The 19,348-nt window shown below is 64.4% G+C and carries 19 protein-coding genes; 11 read left to right on the forward strand and 8 right to left on the reverse strand.

What is annotated here, in order from left to right; genetic code table 11:
- Window positions 1–10 precede the first annotated feature (10 nt).
- Both ACYVKQ_RS18970 and purB read right to left on the reverse strand, forming a co-directional pair.
- Window positions 11–673 carry a response regulator transcription factor gene (locus tag ACYVKQ_RS18970; RefSeq protein WP_460676928.1) on the reverse strand — a complete coding sequence of 221 codons (663 nt, stop codon included), beginning with the start codon at window positions 671–673 and terminating at the stop codon, window positions 11–13.
- A gap of 177 nt (window positions 674–850) precedes the next feature.
- Complete coding sequence (gene purB / locus ACYVKQ_RS18975) at window positions 851–2,203, reverse strand: adenylosuccinate lyase (RefSeq protein WP_460676929.1); 1,353 nt, start codon at window positions 2,201–2,203, stop codon at window positions 851–853.
- Between the two features lie 226 nt (window positions 2,204–2,429).
- On the opposite strand from purB, the gene ACYVKQ_RS18980 reads away from it, so the two are divergent.
- Window positions 2,430–4,610 carry a transglycosylase domain-containing protein gene (locus ACYVKQ_RS18980; protein ID WP_460676930.1) on the forward strand — a complete coding sequence of 727 codons (2,181 nt, stop codon included), beginning with the start codon at window positions 2,430–2,432 and terminating at the stop codon, window positions 4,608–4,610.
- Between the two features lie 84 nt (window positions 4,611–4,694).
- Here the strand turns inward: ACYVKQ_RS18980 and ACYVKQ_RS18985 are convergent, their stop codons facing one another.
- The 3 genes from ACYVKQ_RS18985 to hemG are packed head-to-tail and all read right to left on the reverse strand — an operon-like array spanning window position 4,695 to window position 7,866.
- Window positions 4,695–5,654 (reverse strand): TerC family protein, encoded by a 960-nt coding sequence (locus tag ACYVKQ_RS18985; protein WP_460676931.1) that lies wholly within the window; start codon window positions 5,652–5,654, stop codon window positions 4,695–4,697.
- 51 nt (window positions 5,655–5,705) lie between these two features.
- Window positions 5,706–6,503, reverse strand: a complete 798-nt coding sequence (locus ACYVKQ_RS18990) for a polyprenol monophosphomannose synthase (RefSeq protein WP_460676932.1) — start codon at window positions 6,501–6,503, stop codon at window positions 5,706–5,708.
- 22 nt (window positions 6,504–6,525) lie between these two features.
- The gene (gene hemG, locus ACYVKQ_RS18995) at window positions 6,526–7,866 is read right to left on the reverse strand and encodes a protoporphyrinogen oxidase (RefSeq protein WP_460676933.1); all 1,341 of its coding nucleotides are present in this window, start codon (window positions 7,864–7,866) and stop codon (window positions 6,526–6,528) included.
- Window positions 7,867–7,968: 102 nt separating this feature from the next.
- Between hemG and ACYVKQ_RS19000 the strand changes: the two genes are divergently transcribed.
- Window positions 7,969–8,502, forward strand: coding sequence for a D-glycero-alpha-D-manno-heptose-1,7-bisphosphate 7-phosphatase (locus ACYVKQ_RS19000; protein ID WP_460676934.1), 534 nt, complete (start codon window positions 7,969–7,971; stop codon window positions 8,500–8,502).
- Between the two features lie 100 nt (window positions 8,503–8,602).
- Here the strand turns inward: ACYVKQ_RS19000 and ACYVKQ_RS19005 are convergent, their stop codons facing one another.
- The 3 genes from ACYVKQ_RS19005 to ACYVKQ_RS19015 all read right to left on the reverse strand — a co-directional run bounded on the left by ACYVKQ_RS19005 (window position 8,603) and on the right by ACYVKQ_RS19015 (window position 10,732).
- Entirely contained in the window at window positions 8,603–8,755 is a 153-nt protein-coding gene (locus ACYVKQ_RS19005) for a hypothetical protein (protein WP_460676935.1), read from the reverse strand.
- Between the two features lie 219 nt (window positions 8,756–8,974).
- Window positions 8,975–9,121, reverse strand: coding sequence for a hypothetical protein (locus ACYVKQ_RS19010; protein WP_460676936.1), 147 nt, complete (start codon window positions 9,119–9,121; stop codon window positions 8,975–8,977).
- Window positions 9,122–9,334: 213 nt separating this feature from the next.
- Window positions 9,335–10,732 (reverse strand): type III PLP-dependent enzyme domain-containing protein, encoded by a 1,398-nt coding sequence (locus ACYVKQ_RS19015; RefSeq protein WP_460676937.1) that lies wholly within the window; start codon window positions 10,730–10,732, stop codon window positions 9,335–9,337.
- A gap of 259 nt (window positions 10,733–10,991) precedes the next feature.
- Between ACYVKQ_RS19015 and ACYVKQ_RS19020 the strand changes: the two genes are divergently transcribed.
- From ACYVKQ_RS19020 to ACYVKQ_RS19060, 9 genes are all read left to right on the forward strand, one after another.
- Window positions 10,992–11,966: an arginase gene (locus tag ACYVKQ_RS19020; protein WP_460676938.1), complete on the forward strand. Its 975-nt coding sequence runs from the start codon at window positions 10,992–10,994 to the stop codon at window positions 11,964–11,966.
- Between the two features lie 172 nt (window positions 11,967–12,138).
- Complete coding sequence (locus tag ACYVKQ_RS19025) at window positions 12,139–12,576, forward strand: YbaY family lipoprotein (RefSeq protein WP_460676939.1); 438 nt, start codon at window positions 12,139–12,141, stop codon at window positions 12,574–12,576.
- 273 nt (window positions 12,577–12,849) lie between these two features.
- On the forward strand, window positions 12,850–14,640 hold the full coding sequence (gene argS, locus ACYVKQ_RS19030; RefSeq protein ID WP_460676940.1) for an arginine--tRNA ligase: 1,791 nt from the start codon (window positions 12,850–12,852) through the stop codon (window positions 14,638–14,640).
- Window positions 14,641–14,731: 91 nt separating this feature from the next.
- The gene (locus tag ACYVKQ_RS19035) at window positions 14,732–15,313 is read left to right on the forward strand and encodes an LOG family protein (protein ID WP_460676941.1); all 582 of its coding nucleotides are present in this window, start codon (window positions 14,732–14,734) and stop codon (window positions 15,311–15,313) included.
- A gap of 86 nt (window positions 15,314–15,399) precedes the next feature.
- The gene (locus ACYVKQ_RS19040) at window positions 15,400–15,993 is read left to right on the forward strand and encodes a glutathione peroxidase (RefSeq protein ID WP_460676942.1); all 594 of its coding nucleotides are present in this window, start codon (window positions 15,400–15,402) and stop codon (window positions 15,991–15,993) included.
- A gap of 157 nt (window positions 15,994–16,150) precedes the next feature.
- Entirely contained in the window at window positions 16,151–17,083 is a 933-nt protein-coding gene (locus tag ACYVKQ_RS19045; RefSeq protein ID WP_460676943.1) for a 1,4-dihydroxy-2-naphthoate polyprenyltransferase, read from the forward strand.
- 343 nt (window positions 17,084–17,426) lie between these two features.
- The gene (locus ACYVKQ_RS19050; RefSeq protein ID WP_460676944.1) at window positions 17,427–18,044 is read left to right on the forward strand and encodes a DUF4240 domain-containing protein; all 618 of its coding nucleotides are present in this window, start codon (window positions 17,427–17,429) and stop codon (window positions 18,042–18,044) included.
- A gap of 63 nt (window positions 18,045–18,107) precedes the next feature.
- On the forward strand, window positions 18,108–18,671 hold the full coding sequence (locus tag ACYVKQ_RS19055) for a Crp/Fnr family transcriptional regulator (RefSeq protein WP_460676945.1): 564 nt from the start codon (window positions 18,108–18,110) through the stop codon (window positions 18,669–18,671).
- A 52-nt stretch (window positions 18,672–18,723) separates the two neighbouring features.
- Window positions 18,724–19,347: a DUF998 domain-containing protein gene (locus ACYVKQ_RS19060; protein ID WP_460676946.1), complete on the forward strand. Its 624-nt coding sequence runs from the start codon at window positions 18,724–18,726 to the stop codon at window positions 19,345–19,347.
- The last annotated feature ends 1 nt before the right edge of the window (window position 19,348 follow it).

A 19,348-nucleotide genomic window follows, 5' to 3' on the forward strand; every position in this document is an offset into this window, starting at 1 on the left:
GGGGGATAGACTAAATCAGGTTGAACGCCCGGGCGTACTGGCCGAGGGCGAAGACGGAATCGGCCTGCAGCTTGCGGCGCAGGTTGCGGCGGTGGGTCTCGGCCGTGTGGGCGGCGATGTGCAGCTCCGCGGCCACTTCCGGGGCGCTGTAGCCCATGGCCAGCAGGCGCAGCACCTGCCGCTCGCGCGCCGTGAGCTGCATATACTGCTGCTGGTGGCGCCGCAGGAAGTGGTTTTCCTCGAGCAGGCGCTGCACGTTCAGCGTGACGTGGCTGCCCGGGTCCACCGGGCAGGCAAAGCAGATCAGCAGCAAGGGCAGCCCGTCGGGGCCGCGCAGCAGCAGCTTCATCGTCGTCATGTACAGGCTCCAGTCGGGGCTTTCGGTGGTGCGCACCTGCTGAAAAAACGAAATGACCTGGTCAAAGTCGTTGTTTTCCAGCAGCCCCCAGATCTTGGGCACGTACTCCACCGACTCCTCAGCGTTGAAAAAGCGGGTGTTGTACTCAGGGCCCAGGGCCCGTAGCTCTTCGGGAGTGGTGCGCAGCAGTTCCAGGCCGCGCGGCGACATGTACTCGACGCAGAACGTGCGGATGTTGTGCACGATGACTACGCCGGGGAAATACTCAGCAATGGGGGCTATTTCTGCGATTTTGGCTTGAATACTTTCATCCATGGTCATGCAAAGGTGGAACGGCGGTGCGGGGACGGAAGGATAAATTCCAGCAATGCAGCAAGCAAACCGCGCGCACAAGAGTGCCAAAGCATCTTGCACGCGCGGCTTTTACCGGAGCATGAATGAAAGTCGAGACCCTGACTTTATTAAATGCTTATAAATATATAGATATTATTATTAAGCACCCACATAATTCCAGGGTGAAACGGCCCGCAATTCCGTTTTTACCTCCTCGCTTACGTCTAGGCCGTCCACAAACTCGCTGATGGTAGCGGCGGAAATGGCCCCGCCGGTGCGCGTGAGGGCTTTCAGGGCGTTGTAGGGGTCGGGATACCGCTCGCGGCGCAGGATGGTCTGCAGGGCCTCGGCCACCACGGCCCAGTTGGCCTCTAGGTCGCGGCGCAGGGCGGTTTCGTCGAGGGCCAGCTTGCCCAGGCCGCGCTGCAGGGCCGTAAGCGAAATCAGGATGTGGCCCAGCGGCACGCCCAGGTTGCGCAGCACGGTGCTGTCGGTCAGGTCGCGCTGCAGGCGCGAGATGGGCAGCTTGGCCGCCAGGTGCTCCAGCACGGCGTTGGCCAGCCCCAGGTTGCCCTCGGCATTTTCGAAGTCGATGGGGTTGACCTTGTGCGGCATGGCCGAGGAGCCTACCTCGCCGGCCTTCACCTGCTGGCGGAAATAGCCCAGCGAAATGTACTGCCACACGTCGCGGGCCAGATCGATGAGAATGGTGTTGAGGCGCTTGAGCCCGTCGCAGGTGGCGGCGAGGTGGTCGTAATGCTCAATCTGCGTGGTCGGGAAGGAGCGGTGCAGGCCCAGCTGCTCGTTCACGAAGCGCGTGCCGAAAGCGTGCCAGTCCGTTTGGGGGTAGGCCACGTAGTGGGCGTTGAAGTTGCCGGTAGCCCCGCCAAACTTGGCCGCGAACGGTACCTGCCGGAGCAGCGTCAGCTGGGCTTCCAGGCGGGCCACAAACACGGCCAGCTCCTTGCCCAGGCGGGTGGGCGAAGCCGGCTGCCCGTGGGTGCGGGCCAGCATCGGCACCTGCTCCCACTGGGCCACGAAGGCGCGCAACTGGTCGATGAGCTGCTCGTAGGCAGGCAGGATTTCGCGTTGCAGGGCCTCGCGCAGGCTCAGCGGCACGGCCGTGTTGTTCACGTCCTGCGAGGTCAGGCCGAAGTGAATAAACTCCAGGTACGCGTCCAGCTCCAGGCGCACGAACTGGTCGCGCAGCCAGTATTCCACGGCTTTCACGTCGTGGTTGGTCACGCGCTCGTGCGCCTTGACGGCTTCCGCGTCGGCCTCGGTGAAGTCCTGGTAGAGGCGGCGCAGCGGCTCGAACACGGCCGCGTCGACGCCGGTGAGCTGGGGCAGCGGCAACTCGCAGAGGGCAATGAAATACTCCACTTCCACCAGCACCCGGTAGCGAATCAGGGCCAGTTCGGAGAAGTAGGCGGCCAGCGGGGCGGTCTGGCGGCGGTAGCGGCCGTCGAGGGGCGAGAGGGCGGAGAGGGGCGTCAGCGCGTCGTGCAGCATAGGGCGGAACGGCGGAGCCCGCGGCCGGGGTTACAGGCACTGAAGCACTAACTCCTGCCTGCCCGGCGCGGCGCTCCGGATTGATTCGCCCGCGAAGGTAGCGACCCGGCAACGCAACTTAACTCGGCGCGTAGGGGCAGTTTATGGTACTTTTGTTCCAGCGGCAGTTCCGGTTCGGCACGAAAGTGGCCTGGGCGGCCGCCGATTACCTCCTTCAGAAGCGCGCGTGAAGCCGAAGACCAAGAAAATATTGTACTGGAGCCTGGGCTCGGTGGCGGCATTGCTGCTCATCGGGCTCGGCGTGTTTTTGCTGAAGCGCGAAGAGCTGCTGCGCTACGCCCTGGGCGAAGTCAAAACCAAGGTGGAGCGCAAATACCCCGTCACGCTGGCCCTGGGCCCGGCCCGCTTTACCAATTTGAACTCGGTGCAGATCGACGGGCTGGGGCTGGTGCCCACCGAGGGGCTGCGCGACACGCTGCTGACGGCCCGCCGCCTGAACGTGAGCATCTCGCTGCGCTCCTTGTTTGCGCGCCGCCCGGTGTTCAGCGACCTGCAGATCCACCAGGCCCGCCTGGAGGCTCGCAAAACCGCCGCCGGGCTCGATAACTACGGCTTCCTGCTCAAGAAGCGCGGGGCCGCTCCGGCCGTCAAGCGCGATACGACCAAGGGCACCAACTACGGGGCCGTGCTCAACCAGTTGCTCGACGCGGGCCTGGACAACATTCCTGGGCAGGCCGATTTCCGCGACTTCCTCGCCACGTACCAGAGCCCCCGCCACCAGGCCCGCCTCACCATGCCCCATCTGGCCATTGAGGACGGCGACCTGACCGGGCAGCTGACCGTGGAACTTGATTCGGTCACCAACCGCATCGGGCTGACCGGCCACGTGGAGCAGGGCGACGAAAACCTCGACGTGCAGGTGTTCGGGCAGAACCGCCAGCCGGTGGTGCTGCCCTTCCTGCAGCGCCGCTACGGAGCCCGCGTGCAGTTCGATACCCTACACTTGAGCCTGGCCGGCAAGGATTTCGACGACGAGCAGCTGACCGTGCGCGGGGCCGCGGCCGCCAGCAACTTCCGTTTGAACCACGCCAAAATCTCGGATACCGACGTGGTGGTGCGCCGCGGCGGCATCGATTTCGTGGCCACGCTGGGCCAGAACTACCTCGCGCTGGACAAAGGGAGCAAGGTGCGGCTGAACAAGATCGAGGCGTACCCGCAGGTGAGCATCAAGCTGCGCACGCCCGCCGAACTGGGCCGCCGCCCCGACCCGAACACGCTCAACTACAGCCCGCGCCTGCGCGGCCTGCTGGTGGCCCTGAACGTGGAATCGGCCGAGACGCCCGCCACCGACTTCTTCGCCTCGCTGCCGCAGGGCATTTTTGAGGCCGTGCAGGGCATGCAGGGCACCGGCACGCTCAAGTACCGCCTGAGCGCCGCCCTGGACATGCAGCGCGTCGACAGCCTGAAGTTCGACTCGGGGCTGACGGCCAAGGATTTTCGCATCACGCGCTTCGGCCAGACCGACCTGCGCCTGCTCAACACGGAGTTTCCCTACACGGCTTACAACGACAAGGGCGACTCGCTCAAGACTTTCATGGTGGGGCCTTCGAACCCGGATTTCGTGCCCTTCGATCAGGTGTCGAACTACCTGAAGTACGCCATCATCACGGCCGAAGACCCGCGCTTTTTCACCCACAAGGGCTTCATGGAAAAGGCCTTCGTGAAATCGGCCATCCAGAACATCAAGGAAAAGCGCTTCGCCCGCGGCGGCAGCACGCTCTCGATGCAGCTGGTGAAAAACGTGTTTCTGACGCGCCAGAAAACCATTGCCCGCAAGGCCGAAGAAGCCCTGATGGTGTGGCTGATCGAAAACACCCGCCTGGTGAGCAAGCAGCGCATGATGGAGGTGTACCTGAACATCATTGAGTGGGGCCCGAGCCGCTACCGCTGGCCCTCGGGCGAGCGGGGCGTGTACGGCGTGAAGGAAGCCGCCCGCTTTTACTACGACAAGGAGCCGGCCAACCTCACGCTGCAGGAAAGCCTGTACCTGGCCAGCATCATTCCCAAGCCCAAGTACGCCCGCCAGTCGTTTGACGCCTACGGCGACCTGCGCCGCAGCACGCGCTACTTCTTCCGCCTGATTGCCGACATCATGGCCGCCCGCGGCTACATTCCGGAGGCGGAAGCCGACGGATTGAGCCGCTCGGTGAGCCTCAACGGCCCGGCGCGGCAGTTCATGAGCTTCGCGGCCCGCCCCGACACCACCCGGCAGGTGCTGGCCGACACCACGCTGTCGGAACCCATCAACCTCATCGACCTGCTCAACACCGGTGGGGCCCCCGACGAAGGCGTGAACACCAACCAGCCGCGCGAAGAGCAGGCCCCGCCGGCCAGACCGGGCAACTAACCCGGATCAATGCCCCACAATCACCGCGCCCCGGCCAAGTACGCTTGGTCGGGGCGCGGTGGTTTACAGCAGGTGGCCGGGAGGCTAAGCCGTGGGGCCGTCCGGCAGCTCCTCCGGCTGCTTTATCGGCACGTCCTTCTTCGGGAATAGCAGCGAAACGACGACCGACAGGGCCAGCAGCGACGCCACCGTGCCCAGCGCCCATTCCGTGGGAATGGCAAAGAAATCGTGCAGCAGCAGCTTCGCGCCGATGAAGATGAGAATCAGCGAGAGGCCGTAGTGCAGGTAGTGAAACAGCGCCATCAGGCCGGCCAGGGCGAAGTAGAGGGCGCGCAGCCCCAGCAGGGCAAACACGTTGGACGTGTACACGATGAACTTGTCCTGCGTGACGGCCAGGATGGCCGGGATGGAATCGGCGGCGAAGACCACGTCGGTGGTTTCCACCATCACCAGCACCACGAACAGGGGCGTGGCAAACAGCAGCTTCTCGCGCCGCACGAAAAACTTGCCGCCTTCGTAGCGCGAGGTGATGGGCAGGTGGCGGCTCAGAAACTTCACCACCGGGTTGTTTTCCGGGTCGATGTCCGGGTCGCCGCTGCTGGTGGCCATCTTCACGCCGGTGTACACCAGGAAGGCCCCGAGCAGGTAGAGCGTCCAGGCAAACTTGCTGATGAGCGCTGCCCCGAGCACGATGAACACGGCCCGCAGCACCAGCGCGCCGAGCACGCCCCAGAACAGGATTTTGTGCTGGTACTCGCCCGGCACCTTGAAGTAGGTGAAAATGAGCAGGAACACGAACAGGTTGTCCACGCTCAGCGCCTTCTCCAGCAGGTAGCCCGTGAGGAAGTTCATACCCGCCTCGCGGCCGAACTCCCGGTACACGAAGTAGTTGAATGCCAGGGACAGCGCAATCCAGAAGGCGCTCCACGCCAGCGCTTCGCGCATGCGGATGACGTGGGCCTTGCGGTTGAGCACCAGCAGGTCCAGCAGCAGCATGGCCAGCACGAACAGGTTGAAGCCAACCCAGAACCAAGGAGAAATCATGCGGGGCGCGCGTAAGAAGTCAACGTAGCAGCACGGCTTCGTTGCAAAGCCTTACCGCGTTTCCGGAGCCGGGGTTGCAGCCGTTTCCGGCTGGGCCGTCGCGGGGCCGGTTTCACCGGGTTGCGGGTACTGCCGAAACCAACTGCCGACCTTCATTTGCACCACGCCTAGCAAGGCTTCCTTGAAAATGCCCTTCGACATTTTGGAGGCGCCGCGGGTGCGGTCGGTGAAGATAATCGGCACTTCCTTGATGCGGAAACCGTGCTTGAACGCCAGCCATTTCATTTCGATCTGAAAGGCGTAGCCCACGAAGTGAATCTTGTTCTGGGTGATGGTGCGCAGCACCCGCGCCGAGTAGCACTTAAAGCCGGCGGTGGCATCCATGATGGGCATGCCGGTGATGAAGCGCACGTAGGCCGAGGCAAACCACGACATCAGCACGCGGTCCATGGGCCAGTTCACCACGTTTACCCCGGTGATGTAGCGCGAACCGATGGCCATGTCGTTGCCCTCGGTAGTGCAGGCCTGGTAAAGGCGCACCAGGTCGTCGGGGTTGTGCGAGAAGTCGGCGTCCATCTCAAAGATGTAGCCGTAGCCGTGCTGCAGCGCCCACTTGAAGCCGTGCAGGTAGGCCGTGCCCAGCCCCAGCTTGCCGCGGCGCTCCTCCAGGTGCAGGCGGTCCGGAAATTCCTGCTGCAGGGCACGCACCACGTCGGCCGTGCCATCGGGCGAGCCGTCATCGATGATGAGCACATCGAATAGCTTCGGCAGCGAAAACACCTTCCTGATGATCAGCTCGGCGTTTTCCCGTTCGTTGTAGGTCGGTATGATGACGAGCGAATCGTTCATTAAGCCAAAGGTAAGAATTCGGCTACGACGCGGCCGTAGCTATTTGTTGGGCCACCAGCTCGGCGCGCCGCAGGCAATCGGGCATGCCCACGCCGGCGCGCCAGTTGGCCACCGTCCACACGCCGCGGGCCTCCAGTGCGTCGGCCGCCGCGTGTGCTCCTATGATGCGCGAATCGAACTGAGGGATGCTTCGGGGCCAGCGAAAAATGTGCTGCAGCCGCGCCTCAGCGCCTGGTCGGAGCCCGTACAGGCGCTCCTGCTCGGCCCGCACCGCCAGCAGCAGCAGCTCATCCGTCTGCTGGGCCAGGGCTTCGTACTGCGCCCCGCCCACGAAGGACGTGAACAGCACCTGCCCGGCCGGCGCCCGATCCGGAAAAAGGGAGCTACTCCACAACGTGCCGGCGGCCACGGGTTGTTCCACGCGCGGGCTTAGCGCCCCGAAGCCGTTGAGCGGGTGCTGAATAGCGCTGCGGTCGTAGGCCGTGTGCACGGCCGTCATAGGCGGGTAGTGCACGGCGGCTAGGGCCTCAGCCGCTTCGTTATCGAGGGGCTGCAGCAGCGGGGCGGCGGCGTAGGCGGGCAGGGCCAGCACCACGGCGTCGAATATTTCGGCCAGGGCCGGCCGGTCGGCCAGCCGCAGCCGGTAGCGGCCGTCGGGCTGGGGCAGCAGGGCTTCCACGCGGGTGCGCAGGTGCAGGTGCGGTAGCTGCGCCACCAGGGCGTCGGTGAGGACCTGCAGGCCGCCGCGCAGCGAAATGATGCGCCGCCGGGCCGCGCCCTTCATCGATTTGGCGAAACCGCGCAGCACCGAGCCGTGCTGCTGCTCCAGGGCGGGCAACAGCGGGAAGGTCTTGTGCACCAGCAGTTGCTCCGGGTCGCCGGCGTAGATGCCCGACACGAACGGATTGAGGGCGTAATCGACGATTTCCTGGCCAAAGCGGCGGCGCACGAAGTGGGCCAGCGTTTCCTGCGGGTCGATGGGCTGGGCGGGGCGGCGCAGCTCGCGCAGCACGTTGAACTTGGCGCCCAGGCTGAAAAAGCCGCTGAACAGCAACTGCTGCGGCTTGCCCGGTAGCTCGCGCACCTGGCCGTCGCGCACCACGTAGCGGCGGCTGCTCACGGCGGCCGGCTCCTGCACCTCTCCGGCGAGGCCCAGCTCCTGAATCAGGTGCTCCAGTTCGGGGCTGAGCTGCAGGGAGTTTGGACCCAGCTCCACCACGTAGCCGCCGGGCAGGTGCCGGGTACGCATATTGCCGCCCGCCGCTTCGCCGGCTTCAAATACGTGCGCCGTGGCGCCGCGGCGCTGCAGGTGCCAGGCCGTGACCAGGCCCGTAATGCCGCCTCCAATAATTGCTACGTTCATGCTGCTGTGAAAACCGCCGAAGCCACAAAAATAGCAGGTAGTGCGCCAGCCGCCGCTATTCCTTGGGGCAGCAGGCCCCGAAAAGCAGGTACTTTTGCCCGCATGACTGACGCAGCCACGGCCAAAGCCGTTTTCCTTGACCGCGACGGGGTGCTCAACGCCGAAATCGGAACCTACGTGTGGCGCCCCGAAGACTTTCAGGTGCTGCCCGGCGTGCCCGCCGCCCTGCAGCGCCTGCACGCGGCCGGCTACCGGCTCATCGTGGTGACCAACCAGGCCGGCATTGCCAAGGGCTTTTATACCGCCGCCGACGTAGCAGCCTGCCACCAAAAGCTGCAGGAAGCCTGCGGCCACCTCATCGACGCGTTCTACTTCGCGCCGGGCCACCCGTCGGTGTCGGAGTCGCTGCTGCGCAAGCCCGACTCGCTGATGCTGGAAAAAGCCCTGGCCCGCTTCCGCCTCGATGCCGCCCGGTGCTGGCTGGTGGGCGACCGAGCCCGCGACCTGCAGGCCGCCGCCAAAGTGGGGGTGCGCGCCATCCTAGTGGGCCCCGACGAGCCGCTGGCCTACGAGCCCCGCACCGCCGACTTGGCCGCCGCCGCCGATTTGATTCTGGCGGCCGATTCGGCGGTTTAGGCTCTAGCCCCAAAAAAAGTGGCGTCCCGGCCGGGCAGCTTCCGCGTTGAAGCCTGCCTGCCGGGACGCCAAGGTTACGCCCCTAACGTAACCTTATGAGTTACTGCCGCTCAGCCGGGGCCTGGGCCACGCTGGCTGTGATGGCGGATGCCTGGCGGTTGGCCGCTTTCTGGGTGTAAGCCGGGCATTTGGTCTGGCACGAAGCCAGGCCCGTTGCCAGGGCTACTGCAGCGGCTATTGAAATCTTTTTCATGGAAAAAGTAAAAAATGTTGATCTACATATTGGCTGATATGCGGTGTATCAACGATGTAGCTTCAGGGTTTAGTTTGTGCGTATTAGAAATATTTTATTTGTAATTATATCGTTGTGCAATTGGCTGCATTACTGGGCCAATCCCAAAAGAGCCTAAAAAAAGCCCGACGGGCACCCCGTAAAGGGCGCCCGTCGGGCTGAAGCAGCAAGCGCGACCGGCTACTGGCGAGCGGCCGGGGCAGCGGCCGAAGCCACCGGCTCGGCTACTTGGGTCGAGGCTTTCGAGTAAGCCGGGCAGGTTTGCTTGTTGCAGGCGCCCAGGGCCAGCGAAGCGGCAGCCGTCAGCAGGAGTAGACCTTTTTTCATGGTAGGGGAGATGCTAATGGAATGTGAGCTTCACAAACTTACGACTTGCCCCGGCTATCCTCCAACCATTGCGGGGATTTTCGGCGCCACAGGCAGATACCGTGGAGCTTAGTGGGGCGCCGCAAAAAGCGTCGTGGGCCGCCCCGGAGCTGTGCTGCTCCAGCGGGGCGGCCCACGACGCTTTGCCATAGCGTCTGGTAAAAAACCAGCGGCTTACATGTAGCCCAGGATGCGCATCATCGACTCCGGGTCCTGCTCCGGCGCGAATTCCCAGTCGCGGATGGTGCCGTCTTCGTTGCGGTCGAGGATGATGTGCTTAGGCGCCGGAATCAGGCAGTGCTTGATGCCGCCGTAGCCGGAAAGCTGCTCCTGGTAGGCGCCGGTGTGGAAAAAGCCCACGTACAGCGGCTTCTGCGGGCTTTGCTCGGGCAGGAACACCTGGTAGATGTGCTTCTCGGCGTTGTAGTAGTCCTGCGAGTCGCAGGTCATGCCGCCGAGCTGAATCTTCTTGTAGCTCCGCTCCCAGCCGTTCAGGGCCAGCATGATGAAGCGCTGGTTCAGGGCCCAGGTGTCGGGCAGGTTGGTGATAAACGAGCCATCGATCATGTACCACAGCTCCTTGTCGTTCTGCAGCTTCTCGTCGAGGATGCTGTAGATGTGCGCGCCGGACTCGCCCACCGTGAAGATGCCGAACTCGGTGAAGATGTGCGGCTCGGGCACGCCCTCCTCGCGGCAGATGCGCTGAATCGTGCGCAGCACCTCCTCAATCATGTACGGGTAGTCGTACTCGGGCTGAATCGAGGTCTGAATGGGCAGTCCGCCGCCGATGTCGATGGTGTGCAGGGTGGGGCACACCCGGCGCAGCTCGCAGTACTTGTGCACGAAGCGGCGCAGCTCCGACCAGTAGTAGGAGGTGTCCTTGATGCCCGTGTTGATGAAGTAGTGGAGCATCGTCAACTCGAAGCGCGGGTCCTGCTTGATCTTCTCCTCGTAGAGCGGAATGGCGTCGGCGTAGCGCACGCCCAGGCGCGAGGTGTAGAACTGAAAGCGCGGCTCCTCGTCGGAGGCCAGGCGGATGCCCAGGTTGGCGCGTACGTCGTCGCGCACGTGCTCCTTGTAATAGTCGATTTCGTTGAGGTTGTCGAGAATCGGCATGCAATTCACGAAGCCGTCGTTCATGAACTCGGTCAGGTAGCGCTTGTACCGTTCGCGCTTGAAGCCGTTGGCAATGATGTAGGTGTCCTTCTGGATTTTGCCCTTGGCGTGCAGCGCCCGGATGATGTGCATGTCGTAGCCCGACGACGTCTCGATGTGGATGTCGTTCTTGAGGGCTTCCTCCACCACGAAGGCGAAATGCGAGGCCTTGGTGCAGTAGCAGTAGGTGTAGGAACCCTGGTAGCCGATTTTCTCGATACCCTGGGTGAACCACTGCTTAGCCCGCTGGATCTGAGTGCTGATTTTGGGCAAGTACGTGAGGCGCAGCGGAGTACCGTGCTTCTCAATGAGGTCCATCAGCGGAATGTCGTGGAACCGGAGCTGGTTTTGGTCCACGGTAAACTCCTGGGAGGGAAAATCGAAGGTTTGGCTGATGAGGTCGTGGTACGTGTCCATGGGCAGGGCGCCCGCCGCGGTGGGCAGACTCGGAAAAACGGCTGAGAATGGGTAAATTATGGGACAGCGGCCCAAAGCAAGGCTTTTTCGCCAACTTCGGACCCGCAAAGATACCCCCGCGGGGGTGTTTTGGTTGTTGATTGTACGTCGGAGCCGACAGGAGCGGAAAGTCCGCTCACTCCGAGCCTGGTTGAGTGCCCTTTCCCACCCACCAATCGGCAAACAACACCTCTAACCCTTCTGCCCATGTAACACACGTATGCGACGCATCAAACTGATCGAAGTTCGGTCCGAACTCGGCGCTGGCACCCGCGGCGCCAGCCTGGGCATCGACGCCCTCAAAGTAGCCTGTTTGAACAAAGGCTCGGATTATTTCCGCCGCTTCAACGCCGTGGCAGTGCCCGACCAAAACCAGGTGCTGTTCGACAAAAACCACTTCCCCTACGCCAAGCACATCGACAGTATCTACACCGTGCTCAAGGGCATCTCGACCACGGTGGAGCAGACGCTGCGCTTCGGGGAGTTTCCGCTGGTGCTGGCCGGCGACCACAGCAACGCTGCTGGTACCATCGCCGGCATTAAGGCCGCGTACCCGCACAAGACGCTCGGCGTCGTCTGGATCGACGCCCACGCCGACATTCACTCGCCCTACACCACGCCCTCGGGCAACGTGCACGGCATGCCGCTGGCCATGGCCCTCGGGGCCGACCACCGCGAGCTGCAGCACAACCAGGTGGAGCCGGAAACCGAGTTTTTCTGGCGCAAAATCAAGGACTTGGGCGAGCCGGGCGCCAAAATCACGCCCGAGCACCTCGTGTACGTGGTCGTGCGCGACACCGAAACGGAGGAAGACGCCATCATTGCCCGCCACGGCATCCGCAACTTCAAGCTCGACGAGTTTCGGGCTAAGGGCGCGCGGCAGATAGCCCGCGAGATTTACGAGCAGCTCCGGTTCTGCGACCTGGTGTACATCTCGTTCGACGTGGATTCGCTGGACTCGCGCTTCTCGAAGGGCACCGGCACGCCCGTGGAGCTGGGCCTCGACGTGGGCGAAGCCATGGCCCTGTGCCGCTTTCTGCTCGAAAACGACCGGGTGGTGTGCTTCGAGATGGTGGAAATCAACCCCACGCTTGACTCGGAAAACACCATGGCCTCCAATGCTTTTGACATTCTTGAAGTAGCCACCGAAGCCATTCAGGAACGCCTGCGCCTTGACACGGTAACCGGCCGCTAAACGGCCCGCCGACCGCTCAGCCCGCGCCGCCGCAGGGGCCTTGCCTCACCTGCCGGGGGCATCATTTGCCCCTGCGGCGGCGCATTAGGGCAAGCGCAGGTTGTATACGTGGTAGAATCCGATACATTCGTGAGTATCAGCCACGTTTGAGCCCGGTCCTGCCGTTTTCGCCATGCGCATCCTATTGTTGCCAACTGCCCTGGGCCTGGTGGCGCTGCTGCCGGCCTGCACCCAGCCTGCCGGGCGCGGCGCGGCGGCCGAAACCACCGTGGTCGTGCGGGATTCCGTCACGGGCACCGTGGCCTACCGCGAACGAATGGCCCTGCCGCCCGACGCGGTGCTGAGCGTGCAGCTGCAGGACGTATCGCGACCGGATGTGGCGGCTACGGTCGTGGCCGCGGCCACCGTACCGGCCCGGGGCCGGCAGGTGCCGCTGGCCTTCAGCCTGCCCTACGACACGCTGCGCATCGACCGCACGAACACCTACGCCGTGCAGGCCCGCATCGAAGCCGGCGGCAAGGTGCTCTTCGCCAACGATGCCGCTTACCCCGTCATCACCCGCGGCAACGCCAAGCAGGTGCAGATGCTGCTGCGGCGGGTAAGGGACTAGCCCGCTCGGCGATTTTCGGGGCAGGGCTGGCATGTCCCGACGAGCCGACTACCTTTGCGGCCGTGAAACCGCTGCCTTTCTTCGTATTGAACCCCGTGGTGCGGTCGTTTCGGAGCCGAAACGAGCGACGAATGTAGCGTAAGCCTGCGGCCTGCGCGGTGACTGTCGTTGCCGCGGGCCAGGTTTACGCCAGCGTCAGCTTTCGACTTTCGAACCCTTTGTTTTTCAGCGCGTGCGGGCTACGCCGGCGCGTCGTCATAAAATCCGCACCTCGTGCAACAACTCGAACAAAACCTCAAAGCCGCCCTGGGCGCGGCCATCCAGCAAGTATTCGGCGCCACAGTAGCCGCTGAGCAGTTGACTATTCAGCCCACCCGCAAAGACTTCGCGGGCACGTTTACCCTCGTCACCTTTCCGCTGACCAAGGCCCTGGGCAAAGGCCCCGAGCAGATCGGGCAGGCCCTGGGCGAGTGGCTGACGCAGCACGAGCCGCGCGTGAGCGGCTTCAACGTGGTGAAGGGCTTCCTGAACCTGGAAATTGCCGATGCCGAGTGGCTGCGGCTGCTGCGCGGGCTGCGCAGCCAGGACATTGCGGCCCCGGTGAGCACCGGCGGGCCGCAGCGCGTGGTGGTGGAGTACTCCTCGCCAAACACCAACAAGCCCCTGCACCTGGGCCACCTGCGCAACAACTTCCTCGGCTACTCGGTGGCCGAGATTCTGAAGGCCACCGGCGCCACCGTCACCAAGGCCAACCTTGTCAACGACCGCGGCATCCACATCTGCAAGTCGATGCTGGCCTACCAGGAGTACGGCCACGGCGAAACGCCGGAGTCGGCGGGCATCAAGGGTGACCACCTGATCGGCAAGTACTACGTGCTGTTTGAAAAGCACTACCGCGAGCAAATCAAGCAGCTGGAGGCCGAGGGCGTGGCCAGCGAAGTAGCCAAGCGCGAGGCGCCGCTGATGCGCCACGCCCAGGACATGCTGCGCAACTGGGAAGCCGGCGACGAGCAGGTGGTGAGCCTGTGGCGGCAGATGAACGGCTGGGTGTACGAGGGCTTCCACGACACCTACCAGCGCATCGGCGTGGATTTCGACAAGTTCTACTACGAATCGGAAACCTACCTGCTGGGCAAGGAGCGCGTGGAAGAGGGCTTGCAGAAGGGCGTGTTTTTCCGCAAGGACGACGGCTCGGTGTGGGTGGACCTGACCGACGAAGGCCTCGACCAGAAGCTGCTGCTGCGCGCCGACGGCACCTCCGTGTACATGACTCAGGACCTGGGCACGGCCGAGCTCAAGTACCAGGACTTCGGCTACGATTCCTCGGTGTACGTCATTGCCGACGAGCAGAACTACCACATGCAGGTGCTCAAGCTCGTGCTCAAGAAGCTGGGCAAGCCCTACGCCGACGCCATCTACCACCTGTCGTACGGCATGGTGGATCTGCCCTCGGGCAAGATGAAGTCGCGCGAGGGCACCGTGGTGGACGCCGACGAGCTGGTGGTGGAAGTAACCGAAGCCGCCAAGGAAGCCACCTTGGCCAAGGGCAAAACCGAGGGCCTCGCCGAGCAGGAGCTGGATCAGCTTTACCACATGCTGGGCCTGGGCGCGCTCAAGTACTACCTGCTGAAAGTCGATCCGAAGAAGCGCATGCTCTTCAACCCCGAAGAGTCGGTGAAGCTGGATGGCGACACCGGGCCCTTTATTCAGTACACCCACGCCCGCATTGCCCAGCTGCGGCGCAAGGCGGCCGAGATGGGCGTGCAGCCGGCCCTGACGGCCGAAGACGCGTCCCTGCACGAAACGGAGCGCGACCTGGTGCAGGCCCTGGCCTCGTACCCCACGGCCGTCGCCGATGCCGCCAAGGCCTACTCGCCCGCCGTCATTGCGCAGTACGCCTATGACCTGGCCAAAACCTACAACCGCTTCTACAACGACGTGCAGGTGCTGGCCGAGCCCGACGCGGCCAAGCGCAGCCTGCGCGTGGCCCTCTCGGCGCAGGTGGCCGACACGCTGCGGCAGAGCCTGAGGCTGCTCGGCATTCAGGCGCCGGAGCGCATGTAGTTACTTTTTCAGAACGCGCTTCGGCGCGTTCTGCTTTTTATCACCTTGCCGGAGCGCCGCGCAGTTGTGGTGGCGCCCCAACCGAATACAGATGAAATCCATTGCAGTGTACTGCGGCTCCAGCGCCGGCCTCGATGCGCGCTACCGCCAACACGCCGCCCAGGTAGGGGAGACATTCGCCCGGCGCGGCATTACCTTGGTGTACGGGGGCGGCAACGTAGGCCTGATGGGCGCCGTGGCCGACGCCACCATGGCAGCCGGCGGAGAGGCCATCGGCGTGATTCCCGGCTTTCTGCGCGACAAGGAAGTGGCCCACCTGGGGCTCACCACGCTCGAAGTCGTGGACAACATGCACCAGCGCAAGCTGCGCATGGCCGAGCTGGCCGAGGGCTTCATTGCCATGCCCGGCGGATTCGGTACCTTAGAAGAGCTGTTCGAGGTGCTGACCTGGGGCCAGCTGGGCCTGCACCGCAAGCCCGTCGGCCTGCTGAACGTGGCCGGCTTTTACGACGCCCTGATTCACCTGCTCGACCATATGACGGAGCAGGGCCTGCTGCGGCCCGAAAACCGCGCCCAACTGCTGGTAGCCGACACCATCGACGAATTGCTCGCGCATATGCACGCTTGGCAGCCCGCCAACGTGGAAAAATGGCTCACGCCGCGGCGCACCTAAAGCCTGCGCGTGCCGAACAAACCCATCCTGCTCCCGGTTGGTCCGCCGCACGGCGACTGGCCTCTCAACCCCCTACCACCGTTGCCATGAAATCGTTATTACTCTACGCCGCCGCCGCCGCGCTGGCCGCTTGCGGCGCGCGCTCGGCATCCACCACCAACGCCCCCACTACCATGCCCGAAACCGCTGCTACCGCTGCTGCCCGCGGCTCCGTCTACGACTTCACCGTCAATGATATCAACGGCAAGCCCGTGACGCTGAGCCAGTACAAAGGCAAGAAGTTGCTCATCGTGAATACGGCCTCGGAGTGCGGCTACACCCCGCAGTACAAGGAACTGGAGGAGCTCTACAAAAAGCACGGCGACCGGGTGACGGTGCTCGGCTTTCCGGCCAATAATTTCGGTGGGCAGGAGCCCGGCTCCAATGAGCAGATTGCCTCGTTCTGCGAGAAAAACTACGGCGTCACCTTCCCGCTCTTTTCGAAAGTTTCGGTGAAAGGCGCCGACACCGACCCGCTGTTTCAGTTTCTGGGGGACAAGGCCCGCAACGGCAGCACCGACGAGAAGCCGAGCTGGAACTTCTGCAAGTACCTCGTCAACGAGCAGGGGCAGGTTGTCGGCTTTTACCCCTCGAAGGTGAAGCCCATGAGCGACGAACTCGTAGCCGCCATCCTGCAGTAAGCGGGCTGTTGCGCCCCCAGCTTGTTTCTTTGTCATCCTGAGCGGGAGCCAAGGACCTTCGCACGCGTGCGCGACTCGCTGAGCCGCGGCGCGTGGCCCAGGGTCTTCGGCTCCGGCTCAGGATGACCTGCTTTGTTTCCCTTCCATTGCCCTTGCAATGACGACCTCCAACCTTCCGTCTGCCAAGCCCAGCCCCGTCGGGGCGTGGGTATCGGCGTTTCGGCCCCGCACCCTGCCGCTGGCTCTGGCCAGCATCCTGATGGGCGGCTTTCTGGCCGCCAGCCGCCACGAGTTCAACGGCGCCGTTATCGGCCTGGCGGCCCTAACCACCGTGCTGCTGCAGGTTCTCTCGAACCTGGCCAACGACTACGGCGACTCGCAGAACGGCGCCGACAGCGTGCACCGTGAAGGCCCGCAGCGCGCCGTGCAGAGCGGGGCCATCAGCCCCCGGCAGATGAAGCAGGGCATGGCGGTGTTCGGCGCGGCTTCGCTCGCGGCCGGACTGCTGCTGCTGTGGGTGGCGCTGGGTTCGTCGGGGATGTGGCTGTTTATGGGCTTTCTGCTGCTGGGGCTGGGTGCCATCTGGGCGGCGGTGAATTACACGGCCGGCGCCCGCCCCTACGGCTATGCCGGGCTCGGCGACGTGTCGGTGTTTCTCTTCTTCGGGCTGGTGGGCGTGTGCGGCAGCTTCTTTTTGCAGACGCGGGAACTGCCGTACGCCGTACTGCTGCCGGCCGTGAGCCTGGGCTGCTTTTCGGCCGCGGTGCTGAACGTGAACAACATCCGTGACATGCGCTCCGACGAGCTGGCCGGCAAAATCACCGTGCCGGTGCGCCTCGGGCCGCGCCTTGCCCGCGTGTACCACGCGCTGCTGCTGCTGCTGGGCCTCGGGGCCGCCGCGGCCTACGTGCTGCTCAACTACCACTCGCCCTGGCAGTGGCTGTTCCTCGGGGCCGTACCGCTGCTCGCCTTCAACGGCGTGCAGGTGTGGCGGCGGCAGCAGTCCATGCAACTCGATCCGCTGCTCAAGCAGATGGCCATGAGCACGCTGCTGTTCGTGCTGCTGTTTGGGGTAGGGCAGCTGCTGTAAGTCCTGAGTAGGCATTGCCACGCCATACCTAGCCGCCGCGTCCAACGTCAGCGCGTCTGCCTATTACGCTCTTCTGGAGCAAGGGTATCAGGTGGTCTACCACCAAGATCAGCAGTGGTGGACGGTCCGCAAGGGCGACATCGAGGCGCTGGGCTACGACCCGCTGGAGCTGTGCGGTTAGGTGTACCTGCTGGCACACGGAGAGTGCAACTGGCCAGTACCCGATGACGCCATCGACGCCTGTATGGCTTTGGAGCAGCCCGAGCACCCGGCCGAAAGCGACTAGCCCGGCACCTCTGTTCCCATCGGCGTGTTCGGCTGCAACACAGATGACGGTAAGTAGGTGAAAAGATTGTTGACGGCTGGCATATGCGTATTACTCGGCCTGCTGATCCTGCGCGTGGTGGTGCAGCGCTTCGTGCCCTTCCCGCGCTACCACGGCCCCGGACTGCTGGCCGCGGCACCTGCTGAGCTGATGCCAGAGGCCGACTTCTGGCTTCTCGTCGACGCGGCCCGCGGTGGCCTGGCTACCGACGCCGAGCAGCTGGCTACCCTGGGCGAAACGCTGGCGCGCCTGGACACCGTACAAATCCGACGGTTTAACCGTACCCTGCGCTACCTGTTGCGCGCCAGCGACGATGCGGACCTGGCGCAAGCCGCCGCGGCCGTCAACGGAAGTTGCAACGCCGTAAGCTTCGAGTATTTCCGCGGCTGGCTAATCGCCCAAGGCCGCGACAAGTTTTACTGGACGCTGCGCCACCCGCGCCTGCTGCTGCTCAGCGGCCGGGCCGAGCGCGTGCAGGGCTACGAGGGCCTGGGGTACGTAGCGCCCGCCCGCTACCGGGACCAAACCGGCCGCCGCCTACCCGCCGCGCCGAAGCCGGCCGCCGCGCCGCGTCCCGCCGGCTTCGACAAGGCGGCCCGCTGGCGCTACCCCGAGCTGTGGCTGCTGGTGTGGTAGCCACAGGAAGGCCGCCGGTCCGGTTGTACTTTGCCGGAGCTTCATCGCCCTGCCCCGCCTGCCATGGAAGACCTGCTAAACCACGTAGCCCGACTGACCACGCTTTCGCCCGGCCTGCGGACCGAGCTGGAGCGACGGGTGGAGCCGCGGGGGGTGACCAAGGGAGAGCTGCTGCACCGGGCCGGATCGGTCTGCACCCGAACGTATTGGGTGCAGCGGGGCTTGCTGCGGAGCTACTACCTGAAAAACGGCCGGGAGGTCACCGATTTCTTCGCCGCCGAGCAGGAGTGGCTAACGGCCGCTTACAGCTTCATGACCGGGCAGGCCGACCAGTCTTACCTACAGGCGTTGGAACCCGGCACGGTGTACGGCCTCGGGCAGGCGGACTTACTGTTTCTATTCGAGCACCTCCCCGAGATGGAACGGTTCGGGCGAATCACGCTGGCCGGGCAGTTTCTGCGGCAGTCCGAGCGGCTGGCGGCGCTGCAGTTCAGCTCGGCGGCGGAGCGCTACGCCCACTTTTGCCAGTCGCACCGGGCGCTGCTGCCGCGGTTGCCGCTGGGCATGGTAGCGGCCTACCTCGGCATCGCGCCCGAAACGCTGAGCCGGCTCCGGAGTGCGCCCTGATTTCTTGACGCAGGTCAACGGAGTAGCCGGTTCCGACGCCTACGTTTGGGCCATGAATCTTCACATCCAGCACCGTTGCGCCCTGGCGGGTCTGGCCGGAGTGGCCCTGAGCGTCGCCACCATCCTGATCATGGCCGCGCTACGCGCCGACGGCTACAGCCACCTGACCAAAGCCGTCAGCGAGCTGGGCAGCCTGGATGCACCCCGGCGCTGGTGGTTCAACGGGCTGGGCTACCTGCTGCCGGGCGTGCTCATCGCGGCCTTGGCCCAGGGCCTGCGCCGGCACCTGCGGCCGCGTCCCGCCGCGTTCTGGCTGCTGACCGGCAGCGGCCTGCTGATGGCGCTGGCCGGGCTTTTTCCCATGGACATGGAGCAGCGCCGCAGCTTCAGCAGCCTGGTGCATACCGTCGGGTCGCTCGGCAGCGGGGTGTGCTGGCTCGGCTGCGCGCTGACCATTGCCCCCGCCCTGCGGGCTGATGCGCGCTGGGCCGATCTGGCCCGCTGGCTGCCTTGGCTGCCGCTGCTGGTGTTTGGATTGATGCTGCTGGTGCCGGCCGGCATGCCCGGCCTGGTGCAGCGTCTCAGCTTCGCCGGCTACTTCAGCTTCGTCGTCCTGCTGGCCAGCCGGTTGTGGAGGCTGACCCGGCTCGAAGCAGCGGACAAGGCCCGCGGGTAAG

It is taken from the genome of Hymenobacter coalescens (assembly GCF_054783195.1).

Bases quoted from the DNA above. Each gene is read 5' to 3' on its own strand.
- ACYVKQ_RS18970 (WP_460676928.1), bottom strand. From the start codon at position 673: ATGGATGAAAGTATTCAAGCCAAAATCGCAGAAATAGCCCCCATTGCT.
- purB (WP_460676929.1), bottom strand. From the start codon at position 2,203: ATGCTGCACGACGCGCTGACGCCCCTCTCCGCCCTCTCGCCCCTCGAC.
- ACYVKQ_RS18985 (WP_460676931.1), bottom strand. From the start codon at position 5,654: ATGATTTCTCCTTGGTTCTGGGTTGGCTTCAACCTGTTCGTGCTGGCC.
- ACYVKQ_RS18990 (WP_460676932.1), bottom strand. From the start codon at position 6,503: ATGAACGATTCGCTCGTCATCATACCGACCTACAACGAACGGGAAAAC.
- hemG (WP_460676933.1), bottom strand. From the start codon at position 7,866: ATGAACGTAGCAATTATTGGAGGCGGCATTACGGGCCTGGTCACGGCC.
- ACYVKQ_RS19000 (WP_460676934.1), top strand. From the start codon at position 7,969: ATGACTGACGCAGCCACGGCCAAAGCCGTTTTCCTTGACCGCGACGGG.
- ACYVKQ_RS19005 (WP_460676935.1), bottom strand. From the start codon at position 8,755: ATGAAAAAGATTTCAATAGCCGCTGCAGTAGCCCTGGCAACGGGCCTG.
- ACYVKQ_RS19010 (WP_460676936.1), bottom strand. From the start codon at position 9,121: ATGAAAAAAGGTCTACTCCTGCTGACGGCTGCCGCTTCGCTGGCCCTG.
- ACYVKQ_RS19015 (WP_460676937.1), bottom strand. From the start codon at position 10,732: ATGGACACGTACCACGACCTCATCAGCCAAACCTTCGATTTTCCCTCC.
- ACYVKQ_RS19020 (WP_460676938.1), top strand. From the start codon at position 10,992: ATGCGACGCATCAAACTGATCGAAGTTCGGTCCGAACTCGGCGCTGGC.
- ACYVKQ_RS19025 (WP_460676939.1), top strand. From the start codon at position 12,139: ATGCGCATCCTATTGTTGCCAACTGCCCTGGGCCTGGTGGCGCTGCTG.
- ACYVKQ_RS19035 (WP_460676941.1), top strand. From the start codon at position 14,732: ATGAAATCCATTGCAGTGTACTGCGGCTCCAGCGCCGGCCTCGATGCG.
- ACYVKQ_RS19040 (WP_460676942.1), top strand. From the start codon at position 15,400: ATGAAATCGTTATTACTCTACGCCGCCGCCGCCGCGCTGGCCGCTTGC.
- ACYVKQ_RS19045 (WP_460676943.1), top strand. From the start codon at position 16,151: ATGACGACCTCCAACCTTCCGTCTGCCAAGCCCAGCCCCGTCGGGGCG.
- ACYVKQ_RS19055 (WP_460676945.1), top strand. From the start codon at position 18,108: ATGGAAGACCTGCTAAACCACGTAGCCCGACTGACCACGCTTTCGCCC.
- ACYVKQ_RS19060 (WP_460676946.1), top strand. From the start codon at position 18,724: ATGAATCTTCACATCCAGCACCGTTGCGCCCTGGCGGGTCTGGCCGGA.